A 22,729-nucleotide genomic window follows, 5' to 3' on the forward strand; every position below is an offset into this window, starting at 1 on the left:
CCTATGTAATCAGGTTCCGCATGGATGCGCGACCCCAACGAGCCAATCACAAGGTTCTTGCGTAGAACGGCGTCAACTTACCGAGTGCAGCATCCACATACTTGGGAACCCAGTAGGTTTCGATGTGCGTGGCGCCGTCGATAATGTACAGCTCCTTGTCTTTGGTGCCGGTAGCCTTGGGGAACGCATCCTGGGTCATGTACAGGCTGTCAGCCTTGCTGCCCGCGATCATCAGCAACGGTTGATTGATCAGTTCGATCTGGTTGGTGGCGTCGAAGCGCATCAGATCTAGCAGGCTGCTCGTGGTGTATTTGAAGGTCGAGTTAGGGTGTGCGTGGGTCTTCCAGTAGTACTCGTAACCCTGGCGATACAAGGCGAATGGCAGTTTGGCGATCTGTTCGTCGGTGAGGTTGGCATCCCCCGAATAAAGCACCTCGCCGCCGGCCGCTTCCTGAGCACGGGCAGCGGAAGCCTGCTGCATACGTTGCTGGATGGTATCCAGTTGCGAGTCGTTGTATCCATTGCGACGAACCCGCCCAGAGTTAAACATGCTGATCGTCGCGACCGACTTGAATCGCTTGTCGGTTTGCGCGGCGGCCAACGAGTAGCCACCGCCGCCGCAGATGCCGAGCAGGCCCAAACGTTTACCATCGACGCCGGCGTATTGAGTGATGAAGTCGGCCATGCCGTGGATATCTTCGATGCGGTACGCAGGCTTGTCGATGCTGCGCGGCTGTCCACCACTTGCACCCTGATAGGCGGCATCGGCGGTGATCGTGATATAGCCTTGTTCAGCCAGTCGTTGAGCATACAAACCGGCCACTTGTTCTTTCACGCCACCATTGGGGTGCGCCACCACTACAGTCGGATAGTGCTTCTTCGCATCGTAGTTGGCAGGGGTGTAGACGTTGGCGGCGATGTCCAGGCCATTGAGCTTGTAGCTGACCGGGTGGATGTTGACCTTGCCGGGCTCGTTCTTGGTAATGGCGCCGTCGTAAGCCAACGTAAACGGGTTCTTTTTGTAGTCCGCAGCCCCGGCTTCGCCAGCCGAGAGGCCGACCAGCGCCGACATGAGTGTGGCTTTCAGAATGGTGTTTTTCACTTCAAGCTCCTGAGCAATCAAAAGGGGGCAGTTCAAAAAAATTGGCGTGTGCTCTGGTCAGTCCAGATGTTTTTCTTTGAGGAACTCCGACACCAGATCCGCGATCTGCACGTTGTTCAAGTCCGACATGGGGAAGTGGGTATTGCCCTTGATGCCGATCTCCGGCAAGTGGATCAGTCTCACATCTCCGCCGCGCTGGTTGACGGCATCGCGCCATAGCCGGGCCATCTTGAGGCGAGCGCGCCAACTGTCCTGAGCGGGCAGGTCGACGGATTGTTCCGGTATGTTGTCGCCGTAGAGGATCAGGATCGGAAGGCGCGTGAGCGCCATGAACTGATCCATTGGCACCGCCGTTCCCTGCACCGTGTCGAACGCGCTGGGAATTGGCGCGGGGACTTCACCCTGCGGGAAGACGAAGCTGCTTCCAGGTTCGAAAGCCACAATGGCTTTAACCTTGTCGTTCTTGATCGCCGTCAACCAACCCGGCCCGCCACCCTGCGAGTGAGTGAACAGGATGCCAGGGCCGATTTTGTCGAAGACTGCCGACACGCCATCGGAAACCACCCCCATGTCGAACGGCCCGGTGTTCGGCGTCATCGCACGGAAGAACTGGTCGCGGGTTTGCGCATCCTGAGCAACCTGCACACCTTCGAAATAGTTGGGCCACAGGCCGATGCGGAACTGATTGAACCAAAGTTGCTCGTCTGGAACAGGCTTGATCATCGTCTCGACCATGCTGCGCCCGGCATCGCCACGACGCGGCTGGTCGATCAGGTAAACACCGAAGTGGCGGCGCAGGAAGATGTTCTGGAAGCCTTCGCGGCCATCGGCGGTGGTTTCCCAGGTCTTGGAGAACTGACCTGCACCGTGCCACATGACGATGGGCAGTTTTCGCGCATCGACCGGGATTTGGTAGAAGGTGTAGGCATGGTCACCGTGGTAGGTCTGGCCATCCGGTGTCATCGGCTTGCGCGGATTGAACGTGCCTGGTGCGGTGGTCATCGTCCCGCCGGCGGCGAAGCTGCCTTGCTTCTGAATCATCAAGGGAGCGGCGGCATTGTTCGAGCTGCCGGAATGGTTCGCACAGGCGGCAAGCACGCTCAGCAAAGCAATGCTCAGCAGACTTTTTCCAAGTGTCATATCAACCTCCCGAGGCAGTGAGTGCCAGTGTCAATGCCGTGTTTGCACGTTTGGCGGCCTGTTCATCGCCGCCCACCGCCAGCACCTCAATGACCTGGTGCAACTGTGCCGCGCTGAGCCCCACCCGCAGGCTCGCCCGCATGTGTGAGCGCAATTGCGATTCCACACCTGGCGTAGCCGCCAGCGCCCCGACGGTTGCCAGTTCGCGGCTTTGCCAGTCGAGGTTGTCGCGCTCGAAGATGTCGCCGAACAGATGGGTTTGCAGAAACTGGTTGATGACCGGGGCGAAATCGAATACCGGCCCTTTTACGGTGCCGCCGGAAATTCGGGTTTGATTGGCCGTTCCTGCCGCAAGCAGATCCTCGCCTGTTGGAATGGCGCGACCGGGTTCACGCCCCGGCGCATCCTCGATGCCACGTTGTTTGCGTGTCTGCACGACCGTCATCAGTTCATTCAATGCATTGAGGCTGCGCGGGAAACCGACATAGGCGTAGAGCTGCACCAGGATTTCCCGGGTCTCGCTGACGGTCAGGCCGGCGTCCAGGCCTTGATTCAAGGCAGCGTTGAGCTTGGGTATGTCACTGGTCGCCATAAACGCGGCGATCAGTGGAATGGCCCGTTGCCGGGCCGACAGTGTTTCTGCGTTGGGTTGGGTGTTGGTCATGAGTTGCGATGCCTCGGCTTTGTGATTGGCAAAACTCGACATCAGGCTGAGACCCAGGCAGAGAGCCAGCAGCGCGCGGTGGGCGCTGGTCTTGCGATGTACGAATGGTGTATCAGTGGTCATCGGGAAAGGCTCCATCCATTGCTCATCACTGCGATGTCGCTGGATCGTACGGAGGATGGTTGTGTCGATTAACCCCAATATTGCGCAAGCACTCCTGAGCAGAACTCATGAGTCGAAGAATCAATTGCAGGCGAAAACTCGACGCCGAGCCGGAGAATCGGGCACGTCAGGCTTAGTGGTGTCGTAATACAGGTGTGTCGGGCGAGAGGCTTCGACATATCCCGTTACTTCATTTACAGGCCTTGTGCGGGAGCTTCACCGGCGTATTGCGCCTGCGAGACTTTTTCCGCCCAGGTGACTGTCTTGCCATCCTCGGCTTCAGCAATCGCGATGTGGGTCATGCCGTTGGTGGCCGTAGCGCCATGCCAGTGACGGGTTTGCGGCGGAATCCAGACGATGTCGCCCGGACGGATTTCCTGACGTGGCCCGCCCTCTTGCTGCACGTAGCCGACGCCGGCGGTGACGATCAGCGTTTGCCCCAGTGGATGGGTATGCCAGGCCGTGCGTGCGCCGGGCTCGAAGGTTACTGTGCCACCGCTGATGCGCGCTGGGAGATCACCCTTGAACAGGCCATCGACCCGTACCGTCCCGGTGAAGTTTTCTGCTGCGCCTTTGATTGAAGGCTGAGACCCGTTATGGGTGATGCGGATTTCGCTGGAGGCCTGGGCTTGCGCAGTCAAGAGCGATAAGGCAACCAGCGGGCTAATCAGACGGTTCATCGAACGAACTCCTGTCAATTGGTCAGGTGACCGTGAAGCTGCTCCGCGCGCAGAACAGCAGTAAGAACAAATCAGAGTCCGGTCATCTTCAATGCGGGCTCGGGCAGGCGTTCGCCCTGCACCTGGATTTGCGACATCTGCTCGTTGATCAGACGCAGATCCTCGCCGGTCAGCGCCAGCTCGACAGCGCCCAGGTTCTCTTCCAGTCGATGTTGTTTGGTCGTGCCGGGGATCGGCACAATCCATGGTTTTTGTGCCAGTAACCAGGCCAACGCCACTTGCGCAGGCGTGGCGTCCTTGCGGTCGGCGACGGCTTTGACCACTTCAACCAGCGCCAGGTTGGCCTTGCGCGCCTCAGGAGAGAAGCGGGGGACGAAGTTGCGGAAGTCGCCGGCGTCGAACTGGGTATGCTCATCAATTTTGCCGGTGAGGAAACCGGCGCCGAGTGGGCTGAACGGTACGAAGCCGATACCCAGTTCCTCCAGCACGGCCAGGAGTTCGATCTCCGGGCCACGCCAGAACAGCGAATACTCGCTCTGTACTGCCGTCACCGGTTGAACGGCATGGGCCCGGCGAATGGTTTGCACGCCAGCCTCGGACAGCCCGAAGTGCTTCACCTTGCCCTCGGCGATCAGATCCTTGACGGTGCCGGCGACGTCTTCGATAGGCACCTGCGGATCAACACGATGCTGGTAAAACAGATCGATACAGTCGGTTCGCAAACGCTTCAACGAAGCCTCTGCCACCGCCCGGATATGTTCTGGTCGGCTGTTGGTTCCGCCGCCGCGATCGCCGGTGATCAGGTCAATATCAAAGCCGAACTTGGTGGCTATGATGACCTGCTCGCGGATCGGTTGCAGGGCCTCACCCAACAGATCTTCGTTGCTGAACGGGCCGTACGCCTCAGCAGTATCAAACAAGGTGATGCCTTGATCATGCGCGGAGTGAATCAGCTTGATCATGCTTTGCTTGTCCGCAGCCGGCCCGTAGGCCGACGTCATGCTCATGCATCCAAGGCCCAGGGCGGACACTTCCAGGCTGTTGCCCAGCTTGCGGGTTTTCATCGGTCTACTCCCATTCAGAAATCGATTAGCGTGCGAGTGGGCTGTTGCTCAGCCAGGCGGTTACGCGTTCCATGGTCTTGCGTTCCTGCTCACCCTCCATCACAAAGCCCTCCATCACCCTAGACTTCGGCGCATGGTTTTCGAGAACGCTGCGGCTATTGCCTAACCCGTAGCCGCCATGGGTGTTGAAGGGGATGATGGTTTTCCCGGTCAGATTGTGAGCCGTCAGGAACGAACGCACGACCGGCGGGGCGGTTTCACCCCAGATCGGAAAGCCGAGCAATACAACGTCGTAGTCGGCTATTGCGCGAACCTTGCTTTCGAGGGCTGGCTTGAAGCCACTGTCGCGTTCCTGGCGCGCTTGCTCCACGGTTTCCAGGTAATCCTCGGGATAGGGCTTGGTCGGTCGGATCTCGAAGAGGTCTGCACGAAGTCCTCGCTGGATGAGTCCGGCGACGACGCGCGTATTACCGGAACGCGAGAAGTACGCCACCAGAGTGCGCGACCCGGAACGAGGGGATTCGCTGCTGGTTTGCGTGTCGGCGAGCGACAGAAGCGGGGTGCTCGCGAGCGCGGCGATGACCGTGCGGCGAAGCGGGTCGTGATCGTTGCTCATGGCAATGCTCCGTTAACGCCCGACGCGAGCCTTGAGGGCCTCGGGGTAACGCTCGCCTTCAATGCGAATCTGCACCAGGGCCGCATCGATAGCCTTGAGCTCGACCTCGGTGAGCGCAATGCTGGCACCGCCAAGATTTTCTTCCAGGCGATGCAGCTTGGTCGTTCCGGGAATAGGCACAATCCACGGCGCTTGTGCGAGCAACCAGGCCAGCGCGATCTGCGCCGGTGTTGCTTCTTTTTGCGCCGCAATCTTGCGGATCAATGCCACCAGCCCTTGATTGGCTTGCAGTGCTTGCTGACTGAAGCGGGGAACGATGCTGCGGAAATCGTCGCTGCCAAAGGAGGCATCTGCCGACACCGCACCGGTGAGAAAACCCTTTCCCAGCGGACTGAAAGGGACGAAGCCGATACCCAGCTCCTCGAGCGTTGGAAGAATTTCCTGCTCAGGCTCTCGCCACCACAGCGAGTACTCGCTTTGCAGCGCCGTCACCGGCTGGACGGCGTGAGCCCGTCGAATGGTTAGAGCACCTGCTTCCGACAGGCCAAAGTGCTTGACCTTGCCTTCCCGGATGAGCTCCTTCACCACGCCAGCGACATCCTCGATAGGCACATCCGGATCAACCCGATGCTGGTAAAGCAAATCGATGAAGTCTGTCTTCAGCCTGCGCAACGAGCCCTCGACGGCGACCCTGATGTGCTCCGGGCGACTGTTGAGAATCTGCTGTTTATTATCGGCGCCGAAGGTAAAGCCAAACTTGGTAGCGATGACCACTTGGTCGCGAACCGGCGCCAGCGCCTCACCTACCACTTGTTCATTCAGGTAGGGGCCGTAAACCTCGGCGGTGTCGAAGAAGGTGACGCCTCGGTCAACAGCCGAGCGGATCAACGAGACGGCTTGTTGGGTATCGGTAGCCGGGCCGTAGCCATGGCTCAAGCCCATGCACCCCAAGCCTAGGGCAGACACTTCAAGTGAGCTGTTTCCGAGTTTGCGCTTGTGCATTTCGATCTCCCGATTTGGTTTTCAGCACTGAGCTCGTTGTACCGCACGTCAGTAAAATCGGCTGGGTGCGGTACCGCTGGGAAAACAGTAAGCGAGCTAACGGATGAGCACTAGACGGCTAAATCGGCAAGGGTTGATGAGGCTTATTCATGAGTCTGGTAATAGAGGGCTGACGAATGTCATGGACTGGCCAGGATATTCATGAGCGCAGCTCATTTCCTCTAGCGGAAATATGGGATTTATCGATAGGCCAGCAATCTCTACGATGCCTGACTCCGCCACGATCAGGCACTGCACTCATGTCTTCATTTCAACGCCCCTCAAAGGCGGCTACCCTCACTGCCGGCACTGAAACGTCGCGCAGAACCACCGATCTGCGATTGCTGCTTAATCTCAGCGCACTGATGTCGTTCGCATCAATCTCCACCGACATGTACCTGCCAGCACTGCCGACCATTACCCGGGCGCTCCACACCGACACGGCCAGTGTTGAACTGACTTTTTCCGCCTTCCTGATCGGCTTCAGCTCCGGGCAATTGATCTGGGGGCCGATCAGCGACCGTTACGGACGCAAGTTACCCATCGCCATCGGGATGATTCTGTTCATCATTGGCTCAGTCGGCTGTGCGCTCTCCATCAATGTCAGTCAGATGATGTTGTGGCGGGTGATTCAGGCGTTGGGGGCTTGCGTCGGCCCGGTGCTTTCGCGCGCCATGGTGCGTGACCTTTACGGGCGGGAACAGTCGGCGAAGATGCTCTCGACGCTGATTCTTATCATGGGAGTGGCACCCTTGGCAGGCCCGCTGATTGGCGGCCAGGTGCTGCGTTTATGGTCTTGGCAAGGCATCTTCTGGTCGTTGGCCCTGGTGGGATTGATAACACTCTTTTCATTCCGCCGATTGCCAGAAAGCCTGCCTCACGAGCAGAGAACGTCCGAGCCACTCAAGCAGACTTTTATCGGCTACCTGCAACTGGTGCGTGATCCACGGTTGATCGGGTATGCGCTGTCGGGAGGTTTCTTCTACGCCGGTGCCTACGCGTTCATCGTCGGAACGCCCTTTGCTTACATCGACTACTACCATGTCTCACCACAGGCCTACGGCTGGCTGTTCGGGATCAACATTCTCGGGATGATGATCGCCAACTTCGTCAACAGTCGATTATTGAACCGCATTGGCAGCGAGCGAATTTTCCATCGCGGCACCTGGGCTTTGGCCTTCTTTGGTCTGATCCTCAGCCTGTGCGCATGGTTTGGCCTTGGCGGAATCTGGGGGCTGATCGTGCCGGTGTTCTTCTACATGTCCATGAACGGATTCATTGTTGCCAACTCCGTGGCCGGGGCTCTGGCTCACTTCCCGCAGCGCGCGGGCTCGGCGTCTTCGTTACTTGGCGCGATGCACTATGGCAGCGGCATTCTCAGTGCTGCGCTGGTCAGTTGGCTATCGGATGGAACACCGAGGGGCATGGCTCTGGTGATGGGATTGGCGGGCGTAGGGAGTCTGGCAACAGTGCTGCTCTCTAATGCCAAAGCCGGCTCTCGTTAGGTGCTGCATAGGAGGCGCAGCCGAACATGCAGATAGGATCTGCCGACCAACGCTGAGCTTCCGGTTCTGGCCGCTTTCTGCCTGTCGTCACTTTTGCGCGTACGGGTCAATTCCATTCAATTTCGCTGTTATACGTCTGGTGCGCGCACCGTTTCGCACGCCTGTGACGTCATCATTTGCCGACCATCGGTTGCCCCCGGCTTGCCGAACCAGCCCGCCGGCCATACGATTCGACTATTCCTCAGGCGGAGGAGTCATTGTGAAGCCGGTGATGCTCCTGACGTGCATCCTGGCGCCTGCCATCGTCCTGGCGCTGGCATCCGCCGGCCTGCATGCCGACGACCCGTTCGCGCTGTTGCGCGACGCCATGGTGCGGGAGATCGCCGACATGTCGTCCGACACCCACGACGAAACCGGCAGGGCCGAGTTTGCCGCGCCGGTGATGGCTGCGATGGCCAGGGTGCCACGTCACAGATTCGTCCCGCCCGACGAGGTGCCCTACGCCTACGACAACCGGCCGCTGCCGATCGGCTACGGCCAGACCATCTCCCAGCCCTACATCGTCGCCCTGATGACCGACCTGGCGCAGGTCGGGCCCGGCGACGTGGTACTCGAGATCGGCACCGGCTCGGGCTACCAGGCGGCGATCCTCGCCGAGCTGGCGCAGGCGGTCTACACGATGGAGATCATCGAACCGCTGGCAGTGCAGGCGGGGGAGCGCCTGGGTCGGCTGGGATATGCGAAGGTGCAGGCCCGGCTGGGCGATGGCTACCACGGCTGGCCCGAGTACGGGCCTTACGACGCCATCCTCGTCACCGCCGCCGCCAGCCATGTGCCGCCGCCACTGATCGCCCAGCTCAAGGCCGGCGGGCGGATGGTCATCCCGGTCGGCGCGCCGTTCATGACCCAGTACCTGCTGCTGATCGAGAAGGCCGGCGATGGCAGTGTGTCCACCCGGCAGGTACTGCCTGTGCGCTTCGTGCCGTTGATCGGAGGCGGTTGAGCATGCATTCACCGCCGTTGTTCGCTCTGGCGCTGCTGTCTGCTTCCGCGCTTGGCTATGAGGTGCTGCTGCTGCGACTGCTTTCGATCATCCAGTGGCACCATTTGGCCTACATGATGATCAGCGTCGCGCTGCTCGGCTACGGTGCTGCCGGTACCGCCGTGGCGCTGGCGCGGCCTGTGCTGGCGCCGCGCTTCCACGGCGTGTTCATCGGCGGCGCGGTGCTGTTCGGGCTGAGCGCCATCGCCTGCTTCAGCCTGGCCCAGCAGGTTCCGTTCAATCCCCTCGAGATCTTCTGGGACGCGCGGCAGTCGGCGCGCCTGCTGCTGATCTACCTGCTGCTGTTCGTGCCGTTCTTTTGCGCGGCGGTGTGCATCTGTCTGACCTTCACCTGCTTTCAGGAACAGATTCACCGGATCTACGCCTTCGACATTCTCGGCGCCGGCGTGGGCAGCCTGGCGATCGTCGCCGCGCTGTTCGCCCTGACGCCCGTCGATGCACTGCGGCTGCTGGGCGGCACCGGCATCGCCGCCGGGGCGCTGGCCGGCATGGCTTGCACGGGGCACAGGCACTGGCTCGTGCCGTTGCTACTGGCGGCGGTCGCGGTACCGGCCGGCGTGCCCGGGCGCTGGATCGCCCTGTCGCCCTCCGAGTACAAGGAACTGAGCCAGACGCTGCATATCAAGGATGCGCGCGCAATCGCCCAGACCTGGAGTCCGCTGGGCCTGCTCACGGTTGTCGATAGCCCGACCATTCCCCTGCGCTACGCGCCGGGCCTGAGCCTCAACGCGACGCAGGAACCGCCCGCGCAACTGGCCATCTTCACCGACGGCGACGGCCTTTCCGTGCTGAACCGCTATGACGGGCGCCGCGAGCCGCTCGCCTACCTGGACTACCTGACCTCGGCTCTGCCTTATCACCTGCTGAAAAAACCCCGCGTGCTGGTGCTGGGCAGCGGCGCCGGCGCCGATGTGCTGCAGGCGATCTACCACGGCGCCAGCGCGGTGGATGCCATCGAACTGAACCCGCAGGTGATCGATCTGGTCCAGCACCGCTTCGCCGACTTTTCCGGCAAGCCGTACAGCGCGCCCAACGTCCGTGTGCTGATCGGCGAGGCGCGCGGCCTGGTGGCTTCGCGCAGCGAGCCCTACGACCTGATCCAGATCGCCCTGCTGGACTCCTTCGGCACCGCCTCGGGCGGCCTGCATGCGCTGTCCGAGAACTACCTGTACACGGTGGATGCCTTCGCCGAGTACCTGCGCCATCTCGCGCCCGGCGGCCTGCTGGCCATCACCCGCTGGGTCACCCTGCCGCCGCGCGATGTTCCCAGGCTGCTGGCCACCGCGGCCGCGGCCATCGAGCGCGACGGGCAGGCCAGCGCGGCGCGGCGCATCGTCATGATCCGCGGCTGGAAGACCGCGACGCTGCTGGTCAGCAACAGGGATTTCGACGGCGCCGGCATCGACGGGCTGAAGGCGTTCTGCCGGGCGCGCTCCTTCGATCTGGCCTACTACCCCGGAATGACCGTGGCCGAGGCGAACCGTTACAACCTGCTGGACCGGCCCTGGTTCTTCGACGCGGCGCAGGCCCTGCTGTCCGGCGAGCGCGGGGAGTTCCTGGCGCGCTACAAGTTCGACGTGCGTCCGACCACGGATGACCGGCCGTATTTCTTCCACTTCTTCAAGTGGCGCTCGCTGCCGGAACTGCTGGCGCTGAAGGGGCAGGGCGGCCTGTCAATGCTGGAGTGGGGCTATCCGGTGCTGATCGCCACGCTGCTGCAGTCCGGCGTGGCCGCTGTGCTGCTGATCCTGGCGCCGCTATGGATGGCGCGGCGGCGCCAGCGGCGCTCTCCCGATGCGGCTTTGGCCAGGTTCGAACTTCGGGTGGTGGCCTACTTCGCCGCCATCGGCTTCGCCTTCATGTTCGTGGAAATTGCGTTCATCCAGAAGTTCACCCTGTTCCTCAGCCACCCGTTGTATTCGGTGGCGGTAACGCTCAGCGCGTTCCTGATTTTCGCTGGCCTCGGCAGCCGTTACTCCGGCCGGCGGCGGGGGGACATTGGAACGGGTGTGGGGCCCCGTCATCCGCTGGTGCGGCCGGTCCTGGCGATCTGCGCGATCGCTCTGCTCTACCTGATCGTCCTGCCCCCGTTGTTCCAGCTGCTGGCGCCGATGCGGACCCTCACCAGGTTCGGCATCTGCGCCGCGCTGGTAGCGCCCCTGGCGTTCGCCATGGGCATGCCGTTTCCGCTCGGACTCGGGCGCGTCTGCGCGCGAGCCGAAGCACTGGTGCCGATCGCCTGGAGCGTCAACGCCAGCGTCTCGGTGGTGGCGGCCGTGCTGGCGACCCTGCTGGCGATCCACCTGGGCTTCACCGTGGTGTTGCTGCTGGCGTTGCTGCTGTATCTCGCGGCGGCGGTCGCCTTTCCCTGATTTGTCTAACTTCTCACGAAAGCGAGCAAATCGGCGTTGATGGTATCGGCGTTCGTTGTAGGCATTCCGTGTGGGAAGCCCGAGTAGGTTTTCAGCGTGCTGTTTTGCAATAGTTTGGCTGACAAGGGGCCAGAGTTCTCATAAGGCACTATCTGGTCATCATCTCCATGCATCACCAGCACGGGGATCGTGATGCCTTTCAGATCTTCGGTGAAGTCGGTCTGAGAAAAGGCCACGATCCCATCATAATGTGCCTTTGCACAGCCCATCATGCCTTGCCGCCACCAGTTGCGGACAATGCCCTCGGACGGTTTCGCACCAGGGCGGTTGTAACCGTAGAAAGGGCCGGCTGGGACGTCGTGGTAGAACTGCGCACGGTTGGCTTTGAGCTGTGCCTGCAAATCATCGAAAACCGACTTCGGCAAGCCGTTCGGATTGCTCGGGGTCTTGACCATGAGCGGTGGCACGGCACTGATGATGGCCGCCTTCGACACTCGGTTTTCGCCGTGGCGAGCAATGTAATGGATGACTTCACCACCACCGGTGGAGTGCCCCACATGGACTGCGCCCTGCACGCCAAGATGGTCGACCACGGCCGCGACGTCATCGGCATAGTGATCCATGTCATGCCCGTCCCAGACCTGACTGGATCGCCCGTGGCCGCGCCGGTCGTGCGCAATGGCCCGGTAGCCGTTGGCCAGGAAAAAGAGCATTTGTGCATCCCAGTCGTCCGCGCTGAGCGGCCATCCGTGATGAAAAAAGATCACCTGGGCATCGCGCGGACCCCAGTCCTTGTAAAAGATCTCGACACCGTCCTGCGTAGTGACGTAGCCCATGTTCGCGTCTCCTGTGTGGAATGGAGGCCATGACCGAAGCGCGTTCTGATCGCGACCGCGCCGCTTTGCTGCCAAATGACTTTAGGGTTAAAGTCAACTTTAAGGTCAATGGCTTTTCGGGTGGAATATGAGAATAGGCGAACTGGCGAAAATCAGCGGATTGGCGCCTTCACGCATCCGCTTCTACGAAGCGAGCGGCCTGATCAAATCTGTCGCGCGCAAAGCCAACGGGTATCGGGACTATGCACCTGACACGGAGTGGGTTCTGGAGATCATCACGGGCGCTCAGGCGGCGGGTTTTTCATTGGAGGAAATCCGCAAATTACTGCCGATGAATGCGGACGGATGGCAGCAAGAAGAGCTGCTTGGTGGGCTCAAGCGCAAGGTTACGGAAATCGAAATCCTGCAGCAACGGCTAGCCCAGAATAAAGCTCAACTACTGCTGGTCATCGAGGGAATCGAGAGTAAGCCCGAGGGCATGGGCTGTGTGGACAACACGCAGTTGTTATTGCATCGTCTGCGCGAAGAGGGTGTGGCGGCAGCTGCAGGCACCCGTGATGTGGCGCCTTCCAAGTAGAATGCGACCTGTCAGGCTGATGAGGCCTGACAGGCCTGAAAAGCTTCGGCCTGAGCGTTGAATCAGCGCGCGTCAACCAGGGTTTCGAGTGGTTTCGGCGCGTAGAGCGCACTCTGGAACGCTGGCACATATTCGTACTTCATCATTTTCCCAAGCTTCAAGGAGCGGATGTAGTTCGACAGGCTGCCGTCGCCAAGCGTGAGGGTTGCCGAGTCCGCGCAAGAAGTCTCCAGACATCGACTGGCCAACCAGCGTGAAGGGACCGAGATTGGCTTTGCCAGGCGTGTTGGTGATGATCGACACGGCGACTTCGTTATAGGCGTCGTTATCGCAGTGCTCGTAGGTGTACGCGGTAAACGCGATCAAGCCTCGACCTGGCCAGATCTGCAGGGGTTGGACGGTGGCCAGTACCTCGGCCGGCATCAGCGCCCGGAGCCTGTCCAGATCTGCCGTGTAGACAGCGGTTACGCGGCTGTTCTGATAGTAGAAGTTTGGCGAGTACGACTCAAAGCCAATGTCGACCCGAGTCTTCTCCAGCCCTTTGAACCAGCTCAAATCAACCCCCGCACCCTATGCTGCTCCGATGAAGTTCAATGGCTCCAGGTCCTTGCCTATCCAGAAAATCACAGCATCGAGGCCGCTTTTCTCGCAGCCTAGGTCGAGACCGATCCGCTTGCCTACATAGTAGGGCTAGCGTTCTTCGTACTCGGATCTGATCGGCGCGGGGAAGTCCGGTTCTTGCTGAAACGCTGACTGGATCTCTTTGCAGGTTTACTCTACGGCAGGCATGGGGAAGCAGTCGGTGGATACGCTGATGGCTGCTGCGACGAATGTTATTTTTTGCATCACGGTCTCCGTTCATCCTGAACCACCAGCCCCATGGCTGGCGAACGCAAGGCATTTCCTATCGGTGGTACAGTTCGCTGCTCTCTCAATTTACTACTCACTGCGCCAGTAATTCATGAAGAAACACCACTTGTAATCCGAATCAATTCAAAGGATTGAAATTTTAATTGTCTGTAATCAGCTTTCACAAATCGTATATAGCAATTGGAAATACTGCCAATCATGAAACGTGACTACCAAAGTATTGGAGCCTAAATTAATCTTATAAAACTATGCAAAAGCCACCACAATCCCAGTCAGCTAATAATTTAATACTGAAAATCTGAATAGCGCAAAACCGCCTTCTCGCCGAGGTGCATCATGCCGCAATTAATAGTTCAAGCAGTTTCCGCCGAATCCAACCACGTATCGCCTTCATCAGGCGGGCTTACGGAAGGAGACTTCCCTAGCGTAATCCGCCTATTTGTTTCGGTCTCACGCTCAGATACAGGCGAACCAGTAAATGGACTTACTCGAGATAATTTCAGGGCTTGCGGCATATTCAGCGGGTCAGTCGATGTGATTGTCGAAACTCTGGATGAAGCACGCTGGGATCCAGCAGACAAGGAACTATCAGGATGTTACTACCTTGAACTAAGCATATTTCGAGAGGGAGGTAGGCGACTTTTAATAGATGGAATCCCACATGTTATCAAAATACAAAAGAACTACATAAAAGATTGGTATTATAGTTTTGGGATTCAAGTTCGCACATTTAGAAATCAGGGCGGCAATAATATTTTAAGCGACTCGGGCCAAACGGTGATTCACATCCGAAGTACTGACACTTGAACAGCAATAGACCAAGATTTATAAATGAGAGGCAGCCATGCCCACTTGGCACGCCAAATTCAGCCTGTTTGTCATTGAGAATTCAGTTAATTATAATGAAAATTGGCACATTTATTTGTTTTGCCGTTTCTTCGCGGCATCTAACTTCCAAGGTGGAAATTTTGGGTGTTGGAGAAGGCAGGGAAAATAGGTTGTTTTATGTGCAGCTCAACCCTAGGTGAAATGCGAACTCCAAGAAGGTCCACGCTGTGGGTCATGGCCACATTGTTACTTTCATTTGTACCGTGGGTCAGTGCACCCCATGCATCCTGTGATAGAGGAACCAGGCCTCCAACCCCGTATATTAATAGTGCCATTCCTCTAAGCGATAAGGTCATCAAGATACGATGGAACCCCATAGCTGGCGTAAACTACGATATTTCCATACGTGAATTTGGCCTTTCAATAGGGCAAGATATTGGTGGAGGTTTAGCGGGGCGGAGTGAGCATTCGTTTTACGGCTTGAAGCCTGGGTTCGAATATCGGATCTGGATGAGGGCGCGCAGAGGTTCTGGCTCAGAAGGATGTGTATCTGAAAGGGCTTCCCCCACTGTCGTATTACGAACACCCACGACACAAGTTTACTATATCTGTCGCGACTATGCGGATAGAGCAGTAAGACAATTTTATAGAAATAAAGCCTATGACTGTGGGTATACCGGACCCAGATGGCATGGTGACAAAGACGTTCATTTTCAGGCTTGCCTAAGTTGGAGGGCTGCGGGGAAATTTTACGACCAGACTGAAATTACAGATCGAGATCGAGCAATCTCTCGATGTGCTTTTACTTGGTGGTTTATTATTTTTTAGGTTATTTTAGCCTGTTATTGCTTAGGCGAATGCGGTTGGTGCCGGTGCCGGTGCCGGTACCAGCGTCGGCGTTGGTTTCGACGCTGAGCACCTCGCTAGCGGTACGCGAGCAGTCGGGGGAGCATGCCGACAAAGCGTTTCCCGAGGTTGACGATAGCTATCAGCGACTTGAGCCTCGAATAAGTGTTGTTGGATCAAGTTGAAAAAAAAGCTATTGACCTTAAAGTTGACTTCAAGCTTAAGGTGGTCCCACGTCAAACGAGGACTGCCCATGAATGTGTTCGACACCCTGATGCTCCCCAACGGTTCGACCATCAAAAACCGTATCGCCAAAGCCGCCATGGAAGAGAACATGGCGGACGCCGACCAGGCGCCCTCCGAGGAACTGATGCGCCTGTATCAAGCCTGGGCCGACGGTGGCGCCGGCCTGATTATCACGGGCAACGTGATGGTCGACGGCCGTGCCATGACCGGGCCGGGCGGTGTGGTGCTGCAGGATGACCAGCAACTGGACAAGTTCAAGCGCTGGGCGCGGATCGGTCGATCCGGCGGCGCGCAGTTCTGGCTGCAGATCAATCACCCCGGCCGTCAGATGCAGGCAAACCTTGGGCAGAAGACCTGGGCACCGTCAGCCATACCGCTGAACCTGGGCAAAATGTCCAAGCTTTTCGCTATGCCCCACGCGATGACTCCAAGCGTTATAGAAGAGGTTATTCAGCGCTTTGCCCGTACCGCGCGCCTCGGCGAACAGGCCGGTTTCACCGGCGTGGAAATCCACGCTGCCCATGGCTACTTGTTGAGTCAGTTCCTGTCGCCGCTGACCAATCAGCGGACGGACGAGTGGGGCGGCTCCCTGGAAAACCGGGCGCGCCTGTTGCTCGAAATCGTCAAGGCTGTAAGGGCTGTGGTTTCCCCGGATTTTGCGGTGGCAGTCAAACTCAACTCCGCCGATTTCCAACGGGGTGGATTCACCGCCGATGACGCCAGGCAGGTGGTTGAACTGCTCAACGATGTGGGTGTGGATCTGGTGGAATTATCCGGTGGCAGCTACGAAGCACCCGCCATGCAGGGCGAGGCACGCGATGGTCGTACCCTGGCTCGCGAGGCCTATTTCGTCGAGTTTGCCCGTGACATCCAGACCGTCGCCAGGATGCCCGTGATGGTCACGGGCGGAGTACGCCGACGTCCCATTGCCGAAATGGTCGTCCAGAGTGGCGTGGACATGGTGGGTATCGGCACGGCGTTGGCCATTGATCCTCACCTGCCTCGTGATTGGCTGCTGGGTAAAGAAAATGCTCCTCAATTGCCGCCGATCACTTGGAGAAACAAAACCATCGCTTCCCTGGCCAACATGGCGGTCGTCAAGTTTCAGCTGAGCAAACTCAGTCGGGATAGAAAGCCCGATCCGAGCGTGTCACCGTTACGCGCGCTGATCCTGCAACAGCTCGCCGATGCATTTCGCACCCGTCAATATCGGCGGTGGATAGAAAAGCGTTCGATGTGATCGGGTACCCATTTCAAACTCATGGATTCAAGGGCTTATGTCCGGCACGACAAAGCGTGCCGGACACTTCCACTACCGGTATTTACTTTTTAATGGACACAATTGTCGCTTTGCTACCTTCCAGACGGCGTCCATGCCATTGTATGACTTCTGTACTCAGCCGCGAATGAAGGTTAGCAAGTCAGCATTGATTTGATCTGCATTGGTGGTAGGCATGCCGTGCGGAAAGCCCGGATATGTCTTGAGCGTTGCATGCTTCAACAGCTTGGCGGACAGCGGAGCAGAGTCGGCAAACGGCACGATCTGGTCGTCCTCTCCATGCATGACCAGTGTGGGCACCTGGATGGCTTTCAGATCTTCAGTGAAGTCGGTCTCGGAAAACGCCTTGATGCAGTCGTAATGCGCTTTGGCACCGCCCATCATGCCTTGGCGCCACCAGTTGTCGATGACGCCTTGGGAGACTTTGGCGCCGGGGCGATTGAAGCCATAGAAAGGTCCCGCCGGTACGTCGACGTAAAACTGGGCACGGCTTGCGACCAGCGCAGCACGGAACCCATCGAACACCTCCAGAGGCAGACCGCCGGGGTTCTTCTCCGATTTGACCATGATCGGCGGGACAGCGCTGATCAGCACGGCTTTAGCTACTCGTCCGGGTTTGGCCCGAGCCGTGTAGCGCGCTACCTCGCCACCACCGGTGGAGTGGCCCACATGAATTGCACCCTTGAGATCCAGCGCATCGGTCAGTTCAATGACGTCGGCGGTATAGGTGTCCATTTCGTTACCTACCCAGGTCTGGGTCGAGCGCCCGTGCCCTCGGCGGTCGTGTGCGATTACTCGATAACCCTTGAGCAGGAAGAACATCATTTGATTGTCCCAATCGTCGGCGCTCAATGGCCAGCCGTGGTGAAACACGATAGGCGTTGCGTCCTTCGGACCCCAGTCTTTGTAGAAAATCTCGGTGCCGTCTTTGGTAGTAATCGAGTTCATGGCGATTAGTCCTTCGTGACCTGGTTTGGGTGGGGTTGTGGATTGCTTGTCAGCGGCCTGCGTCAACTCGAAAAAGCTGGGAAGCGGTATCAACAATCCTGTCGCCACTACAGCTGAACTCGTCAATATGGCCCGACGCTGGAGGTCTACTTCTCGAATGGAATCTTTCATTGGCGGTCTCTTTGATCCTGATGCAGATCGAGGGACGGAATCTCGAAGCTCATGAGGTTCCGGCGTCATTCTTGCTGAACGGACAACCTGCGCGTTCCAGAGCAGCCAGCCGACCCTTCCAGCCACCCGTGCGGTAAGCAACCGAGACCTCGTACACACCGCGACGCGCAGCAAGGACGGGGTCGTCCGACGGCTCGATACCATCGGTTAACCGCGTGGGATCGTGCATCATCACCGGATCGCCGATCTCTTCGACGGTGGTCGTTCGAACGATCTTGAGCTGCCCAATGCGTACGCGCGGGCGATCCTCGGGCCACGGTGCATTCGGGTCGTCCTTTGGGTCACCTACGCCCGCAAGTTGCAAGACAAGATTGAAAATCACCGGCGCCTTGCGCAGCCGCGCTTCGAGTTCCTCGAAGAGATAGGACGGCGCTTGCTTTTGCAGTTCGTCCAACGTCTGGCCGACAACGCCAGCCTCGGGCTCCCAGTGATAGCGCGCGTATTGCGACTCATCCGCAGCGTTCACAAAGCGGAAGGCATGGAGCATGTGAAACGCTGTCTGGGCGAAACTGACGGATGTCGGCAGGTCTTTGGCGAGCTGGACCGCGTGCGCGACCCAAGGACGGGCGGTGAGGAACGGCCCGATCCGGTTGGGATCCGGCTGGCCGGTTTCGGGATCAGGTCGAACGGCCTCGAGAAACTCCAGGGTTTCTTCGGGCGTTCGCGCAAAAAACAGCGGGATCGGCAGGGAGACCAAATCTGTCAGGGTGCCATCGGGAAGATAAAACCGTACCGCCATAGAGGCCGTCGTAGCCGGCCCCCAGGGATTCCCCGAGCGGCTGTTCGAGTAGCGCACGGTCACCGGGACGGAGTCACCCTGCAGGTGCACGGCTCTACTGATTTTCCCCGCTTCGGGGGTGGCCGTGAATACACCTGCGTAATAGCGGCCCGAGGCATGCACATCCCGATAACCGGGATGAAACCCCTGAAAATTCTGGTGGATCATCTCCACTAACTTCGCGGACAAGTGGTACTGTCCGTGATTGATGTAGTTGTTCATGTTCGCTCCTTAGGACGGTTTCAACTAGCGACGGAGTCCAGCAGGACATCGAGCGCCTTCTGCGTCCTCAATGCCTTCCACACTTCCCGGACGGGCGCCGCCGGATACGCGCTGTAGAATCCGACTGCCGTGACTTGCTGGCTTACAACCCAGTCATTGATGCTCGGACTGTGGATGCCGGGATAGCCGACAAATTCTTTAAAGAGCAGGTCGATCTCCTCGGGAATGAGAGTGCCGAAGTCGCCCATGTAGGAATCCCAGGTTCCGTCAAAGGTGGAGGCGAATACGACCCGGGTGTCGTTGTCAAAAATGACGAACCGCAGGTCGTGTACTGTACCGATGCGATCCGTATTCTTTTGGCGCTCGCCTGTGAATCCATCGGCGAGGAGCTTGCGCATTCGTTCCGCACCTCCTGGCTTGAGCTTGCAGATCAGTGTGAACTCGTTCGATTGTCCTGCCTTCGTGCCGGGCCGAGCTTCGGTTACGGTCGTCGTGTTGGTCATCGCAGTCTCCTATGGGTTTACTGTTTCTGGTCTAACTATTGGTTCTCGTCGTCCAGTGCGGCCATCCACTTCAATGCACGCAGGCCGGGCATGAAACAGTATTCGCCACCGCGGACGGCAACGAACTGAGGCAGCCCGTGAAGGCGGCGACGGATGGGGCGCCTTGGAATGGTGAAAATCCCTTCACCTGCGCTATTGCCCACGATCGGGTCCTGCTCATTTGCGTGAGCGATGAAGTTGCCGTCGGTCATCCATTGCGATTGCACGAACTCGAATTGCCGCTTCAGGTGCGCACCGATCAGCAGGAAAACGCCGCCGCGTTCCGCACCGTCATCTTCGAGCACTCCTTCCGGCAGCGCAGGGCCGTAATTCGTGCCTCGACGCAGGAAGTGGTGGAGATTCGTGGCGACGAGTTCGTTCTTCAGCGCGTCGCGGGGATTCACACGCCGGACGTGCGCACTGAAGGGGCACTTCAAGCCCTGCATGTCATCTTCGTAGCTGAAGCAGTCATTGCGCTGGGCATCTGCGCCCAGCGTGGCATCATCTCGTTCGGGAGCGAGAGCCAGCGGCGCACCGCTGCGCCATCTGCCGACCATCTTTGCGGCGATCAACTCCTGTTCTTCGGCCGATGCGGCGTGCTCTGCCAGGTACTTTCGAAACTCGGCCACCCTGGTGTGAAACTTGCGAAAGGCCAGAAACGTACCGTTTCGTCGCAACACCTCGGGCTCTGGACCCGTCGCTGTCTCACCCACTTCGTCTGGATAACCCAGGATGATCTCGCCGGCCTTGAGCGAAGGTCCATAGCCTGGGTGTGCGCGGGCGCCACTGCCTTCGACGTGAGGGTTGTGGAGTCCGTCCTTGAACCCAAACGGATTGCGCCCGTCAGGAAGTTCACTGAACTTCAAGCGATAGACCACTTTTACTGCAGGCAGGTCATGATGGCTCTGCCTCGCCAGCTCCAGCACCGTCTCGAGACTTTCGTTGTCTTTTGAATAGATCGCCAGCGCAACATGCATGTCCGCCGTGCCGAACGGATATTCCCAGTTGGCCGGCGCGTTGCCCCCGACGTCATTCAGAACTGCTGCGCGCGCCGCCATCCCTTCGCGGAATTCCACAGGGAAACTGTCCAGTGACGCCTGGGGCACTCCCAGCGCCTTGATACCTTGAAAGGTGAAGGCGATGCCTACCCACGCGGGGAGCATGGGAGTCCACCAGTCGTTCGCCGGCGCCACATGGGGGATGATGCGGCGGAGCATCTCACGGCCCTGCGCGGCATCGTCGATGCGCAGTATCACGTACTCTCCCTTGTATGGAGAGGGGCGCGGGCGCAGGACTGTTGCCTGTATGTCGCTCACTTCGAGCGCGATGGCATCGCTTTTCGCCATGGTAGCTTCAACTTGCGTGTTCATTTCGACAGGCTCATGGTCATCGGCCAGTCGACCTTGATGGTCACCAGGAAATCTGACATGGTGAATCTCCAGAGTGGATTAAGGTGGGTTGCCGCATTCATTCCGATGTATTGACTGCGGACGTGATGCGCCATCCGCCTGTTGTCAGCGTCACGAGGTAGATCACCCCAAACCGTGACATCACTGCTCCCGTGCCATCTCGGCGCAACCACAACGCATCGACCAGTGCCGCCTGGGGGTTGAGCAGGCTGATCTGACATTTGTCGAGCGTGGATCCCGCGAAGCCCGCGCAACGTAGCCGATCGATCTCGCCACCCATGCCATCTGCGCCGATGATTGCGGCGTCATCCTTCATGACCATGTGGAATGTCGAGCCGACGAATCTGAGCGGCGCGCCATAGAATTCGAGCAATGCGTCCATGTCCGAACGCTTGCCAACTGCAAGTTCCACGAAGGTGGCACCGTAGCGCTGAAAGAAACCACGAAGCCTGGAGATGATCTCGGCTTCGCCCGCAACCCAAATAGCGTGCTGAGGCTTCATTAGGCTCGCTCCGTCCAGTGTGGAATGCAGACCGCTCTGCCAAGAAGTTTCCCGTCCGCCAGGTCGCGGTAAGCGTCTGCCACATGGCACAGCGGATAACGATCAACGATCGTCTCAATTCTTCCGAGTCGGGCGAGATCAATGATCTCGCGCAGATTCAGTGTGCCCCCATTGAGGCTGGTGGTGAGTTGAGCGCCCCACGGTACTTCGTGCAGTCCGAACGGTACGGTCTTGAGTGCCGCGCCGACGAGAGTCAGCCGACCCAGTCTCGCCAGTGCAGCGACGGCGGTCTTGAGCGTACTTTCGGCACCCACACAATCGAGTATGAAATTCGCTCCGGCGCCGGCAGTGATGTCCCGAATCTGTTCCGCGGTGCTTGCGTCACTGCAAAGCGCATTGTCTGCTCCGTGCTCCTTGGCAAGTGCCAGATGCGCCTGGTCATTGTCCACCGCGATGACTCGCGCACCGCAGAGAGTCCGTAGAAATTGAACAGCCAGCAGCCCAAGACCGCCGACGCCGATCACCACCGCGGTGGAGCCGGGCACGAGCGATGGCAGGGCAGGCTTGATCGCGGTATAGGTAGTCAGGCCGGCATCCGTCAGGGGAGCGGCGAGAACGGGGTCGAAATCACCCATGGGAACCACGAACCGCGCCTCGACCAGGACATACTCAGCCAGCCCACCATCGAACCCCACGCCGGCGCCGATCAGCCGCGAAATGTAGTAGCAGAAATTCTCTTCACCGCGCCTGCACGCAGGACAGTGCCCGCAGCTTCCCCATACAGGCACTACCGCGACCGGCTCACCGCTCTTGAATCCGACAACGCCCGAGCCGATCTGCGCAACCCAGCCAGCAATCTCATGACCCAGCGTCAGCGGAGGTGGCATATCCAACCATTCGGCCGTAGTGCGTTTCATCAGGCCCAGGTCGGTGTGACAGAGCCCACAGCCACCCACTTTGATGAGCAGTTGGCCGGGGCCCGGCGAGGGTCTCGCCACCTCTTGGAACTGCGGATGTTCCTGGGCCCGCATCAGGCGATACGCAATCATGTATTGAGTCCTCAGTGAAAATGCACCTACTCGCAAGACAAGTGGCTCGCCGTCTGTCCATGTCGCGCGTCCTGCAGTTGAACCAGTGACAACGTTTTAGCGCGTGGGCTACGGGAAAGTCGTGAGGGGGCGGTGATATCGACGTGGAGTTTTGGTG

General features: G+C 58.9%; 19 protein-coding genes and 1 pseudogene. 5 read left to right on the forward strand and 15 right to left on the reverse strand.

Translation table 11 applies throughout. The annotated features are described in order from the left end of the window. Positions 1–46: 46 nt before the first annotated feature. The 7 genes from F2S13_RS09940 to F2S13_RS09970 form a co-directional block, all read right to left on the reverse strand. Positions 47–1,102, reverse strand: a complete 1,056-nt coding sequence (locus tag F2S13_RS09940; protein ID WP_166360306.1) for a CocE/NonD family hydrolase — start codon at positions 1,100–1,102, stop codon at positions 47–49. 57 nt (positions 1,103–1,159) lie between these two features. Next, positions 1,160–2,104 (reverse strand): alpha/beta hydrolase, encoded by a 945-nt coding sequence (locus F2S13_RS09945; RefSeq protein WP_178119001.1) that lies wholly within the window; start codon positions 2,102–2,104, stop codon positions 1,160–1,162. A 139-nt stretch (positions 2,105–2,243) separates the two neighbouring features. Then, positions 2,244–3,029, reverse strand: coding sequence for a carboxymuconolactone decarboxylase family protein (locus tag F2S13_RS09950; protein ID WP_166360308.1), 786 nt, complete (start codon positions 3,027–3,029; stop codon positions 2,244–2,246). A 233-nt stretch (positions 3,030–3,262) separates the two neighbouring features. Then, positions 3,263–3,748: a (R)-mandelonitrile lyase gene (locus tag F2S13_RS09955; protein WP_166360309.1), complete on the reverse strand. Its 486-nt coding sequence runs from the start codon at positions 3,746–3,748 to the stop codon at positions 3,263–3,265. A gap of 71 nt (positions 3,749–3,819) precedes the next feature. Continuing rightward, positions 3,820–4,812, reverse strand: a complete 993-nt coding sequence (locus tag F2S13_RS09960; RefSeq protein WP_166360310.1) for an aldo/keto reductase — start codon at positions 4,810–4,812, stop codon at positions 3,820–3,822. Between the two features lie 25 nt (positions 4,813–4,837). Beyond that, the gene (locus F2S13_RS09965; RefSeq protein ID WP_166360311.1) at positions 4,838–5,428 is read right to left on the reverse strand and encodes a flavodoxin; all 591 of its coding nucleotides are present in this window, start codon (positions 5,426–5,428) and stop codon (positions 4,838–4,840) included. A gap of 12 nt (positions 5,429–5,440) precedes the next feature. Continuing rightward, positions 5,441–6,430 carry an aldo/keto reductase gene (locus F2S13_RS09970; protein WP_166360312.1) on the reverse strand — a complete coding sequence of 330 codons (990 nt, stop codon included), beginning with the start codon at positions 6,428–6,430 and terminating at the stop codon, positions 5,441–5,443. 299 nt (positions 6,431–6,729) lie between these two features. Here F2S13_RS09970 and F2S13_RS09975 point away from each other — a divergent pair, with 299 nt between their 5' ends. The 3 genes from F2S13_RS09975 to F2S13_RS09985 all read left to right on the forward strand — a co-directional run bounded on the left by F2S13_RS09975 (position 6,730) and on the right by F2S13_RS09985 (position 11,409). Then, the gene (locus F2S13_RS09975; protein ID WP_166360313.1) at positions 6,730–7,974 is read left to right on the forward strand and encodes a Bcr/CflA family multidrug efflux MFS transporter; all 1,245 of its coding nucleotides are present in this window, start codon (positions 6,730–6,732) and stop codon (positions 7,972–7,974) included. Between the two features lie 259 nt (positions 7,975–8,233). Further along, positions 8,234–8,977 (forward strand): protein-L-isoaspartate(D-aspartate) O-methyltransferase, encoded by a 744-nt coding sequence (locus tag F2S13_RS09980; protein WP_343047389.1) that lies wholly within the window; start codon positions 8,234–8,236, stop codon positions 8,975–8,977. A gap of 2 nt (positions 8,978–8,979) precedes the next feature. Beyond that, on the forward strand, positions 8,980–11,409 hold the full coding sequence (locus F2S13_RS09985; protein ID WP_166360314.1) for a spermine/spermidine synthase domain-containing protein: 2,430 nt from the start codon (positions 8,980–8,982) through the stop codon (positions 11,407–11,409). A gap of 5 nt (positions 11,410–11,414) precedes the next feature. Here the strand turns inward: F2S13_RS09985 and F2S13_RS09990 are convergent, their stop codons facing one another. After that, positions 11,415–12,245 (reverse strand): alpha/beta fold hydrolase, encoded by an 831-nt coding sequence (locus F2S13_RS09990; RefSeq protein ID WP_166360315.1) that lies wholly within the window; start codon positions 12,243–12,245, stop codon positions 11,415–11,417. Between the two features lie 127 nt (positions 12,246–12,372). On the opposite strand from F2S13_RS09990, the gene F2S13_RS09995 reads away from it, so the two are divergent. Then, entirely contained in the window at positions 12,373–12,822 is a 450-nt protein-coding gene (locus F2S13_RS09995) for a MerR family transcriptional regulator (protein ID WP_166360316.1), read from the forward strand. A 62-nt stretch (positions 12,823–12,884) separates the two neighbouring features. On the opposite strand, the pseudogene F2S13_RS10000 reads toward F2S13_RS09995, so the two are convergent. Continuing rightward, positions 12,885–13,386, reverse strand: a pseudogene (locus F2S13_RS10000) (hypothetical protein); the annotation flags it as partial. A 2,233-nt stretch (positions 13,387–15,619) separates the two neighbouring features. On the opposite strand from F2S13_RS10000, the gene F2S13_RS10005 reads away from it, so the two are divergent. Next, entirely contained in the window at positions 15,620–16,852 is a 1,233-nt protein-coding gene (locus F2S13_RS10005) for an NADH:flavin oxidoreductase/NADH oxidase family protein (protein ID WP_166360317.1), read from the forward strand. A 156-nt stretch (positions 16,853–17,008) separates the two neighbouring features. Here the strand turns inward: F2S13_RS10005 and F2S13_RS10010 are convergent, their stop codons facing one another. From F2S13_RS10010 to F2S13_RS10035, 6 genes are all read right to left on the reverse strand, one after another. Continuing rightward, positions 17,009–17,839, reverse strand: coding sequence for an alpha/beta fold hydrolase (locus tag F2S13_RS10010; protein WP_178119000.1), 831 nt, complete (start codon positions 17,837–17,839; stop codon positions 17,009–17,011). Positions 17,840–18,059: 220 nt separating this feature from the next. Continuing rightward, positions 18,060–19,070: a catalase family peroxidase gene (locus F2S13_RS10015; RefSeq protein WP_166360319.1), complete on the reverse strand. Its 1,011-nt coding sequence runs from the start codon at positions 19,068–19,070 to the stop codon at positions 18,060–18,062. A 20-nt stretch (positions 19,071–19,090) separates the two neighbouring features. Continuing rightward, the gene (locus tag F2S13_RS10020) at positions 19,091–19,573 is read right to left on the reverse strand and encodes a hypothetical protein (RefSeq protein WP_166360320.1); all 483 of its coding nucleotides are present in this window, start codon (positions 19,571–19,573) and stop codon (positions 19,091–19,093) included. Positions 19,574–19,608: 35 nt separating this feature from the next. After that, a complete protein-coding gene (locus tag F2S13_RS10025; RefSeq protein ID WP_218583879.1) occupies positions 19,609–20,982 on the reverse strand; it encodes a Dyp-type peroxidase in 1,374 nt (457 codons plus the stop codon). Between the two features lie 97 nt (positions 20,983–21,079). After that, on the reverse strand, positions 21,080–21,523 hold the full coding sequence (locus tag F2S13_RS10030) for a DUF6841 family protein (protein ID WP_166360321.1): 444 nt from the start codon (positions 21,521–21,523) through the stop codon (positions 21,080–21,082). After that, positions 21,523–22,572: an NAD(P)-dependent alcohol dehydrogenase gene (locus F2S13_RS10035; protein ID WP_166360322.1), complete on the reverse strand. Its 1,050-nt coding sequence runs from the start codon at positions 22,570–22,572 to the stop codon at positions 21,523–21,525. The genes F2S13_RS10030 and F2S13_RS10035 overlap by 1 nt, the downstream gene beginning before the upstream one ends. Positions 22,573–22,729: the final 157 nt, after the last annotated feature.

Source organism: Pseudomonas akapageensis (assembly GCF_011355085.1).
In the GTDB taxonomy this organism is placed as follows: domain Bacteria; phylum Pseudomonadota; class Gammaproteobacteria; order Pseudomonadales; family Pseudomonadaceae; genus Aquipseudomonas; species Aquipseudomonas akapageensis.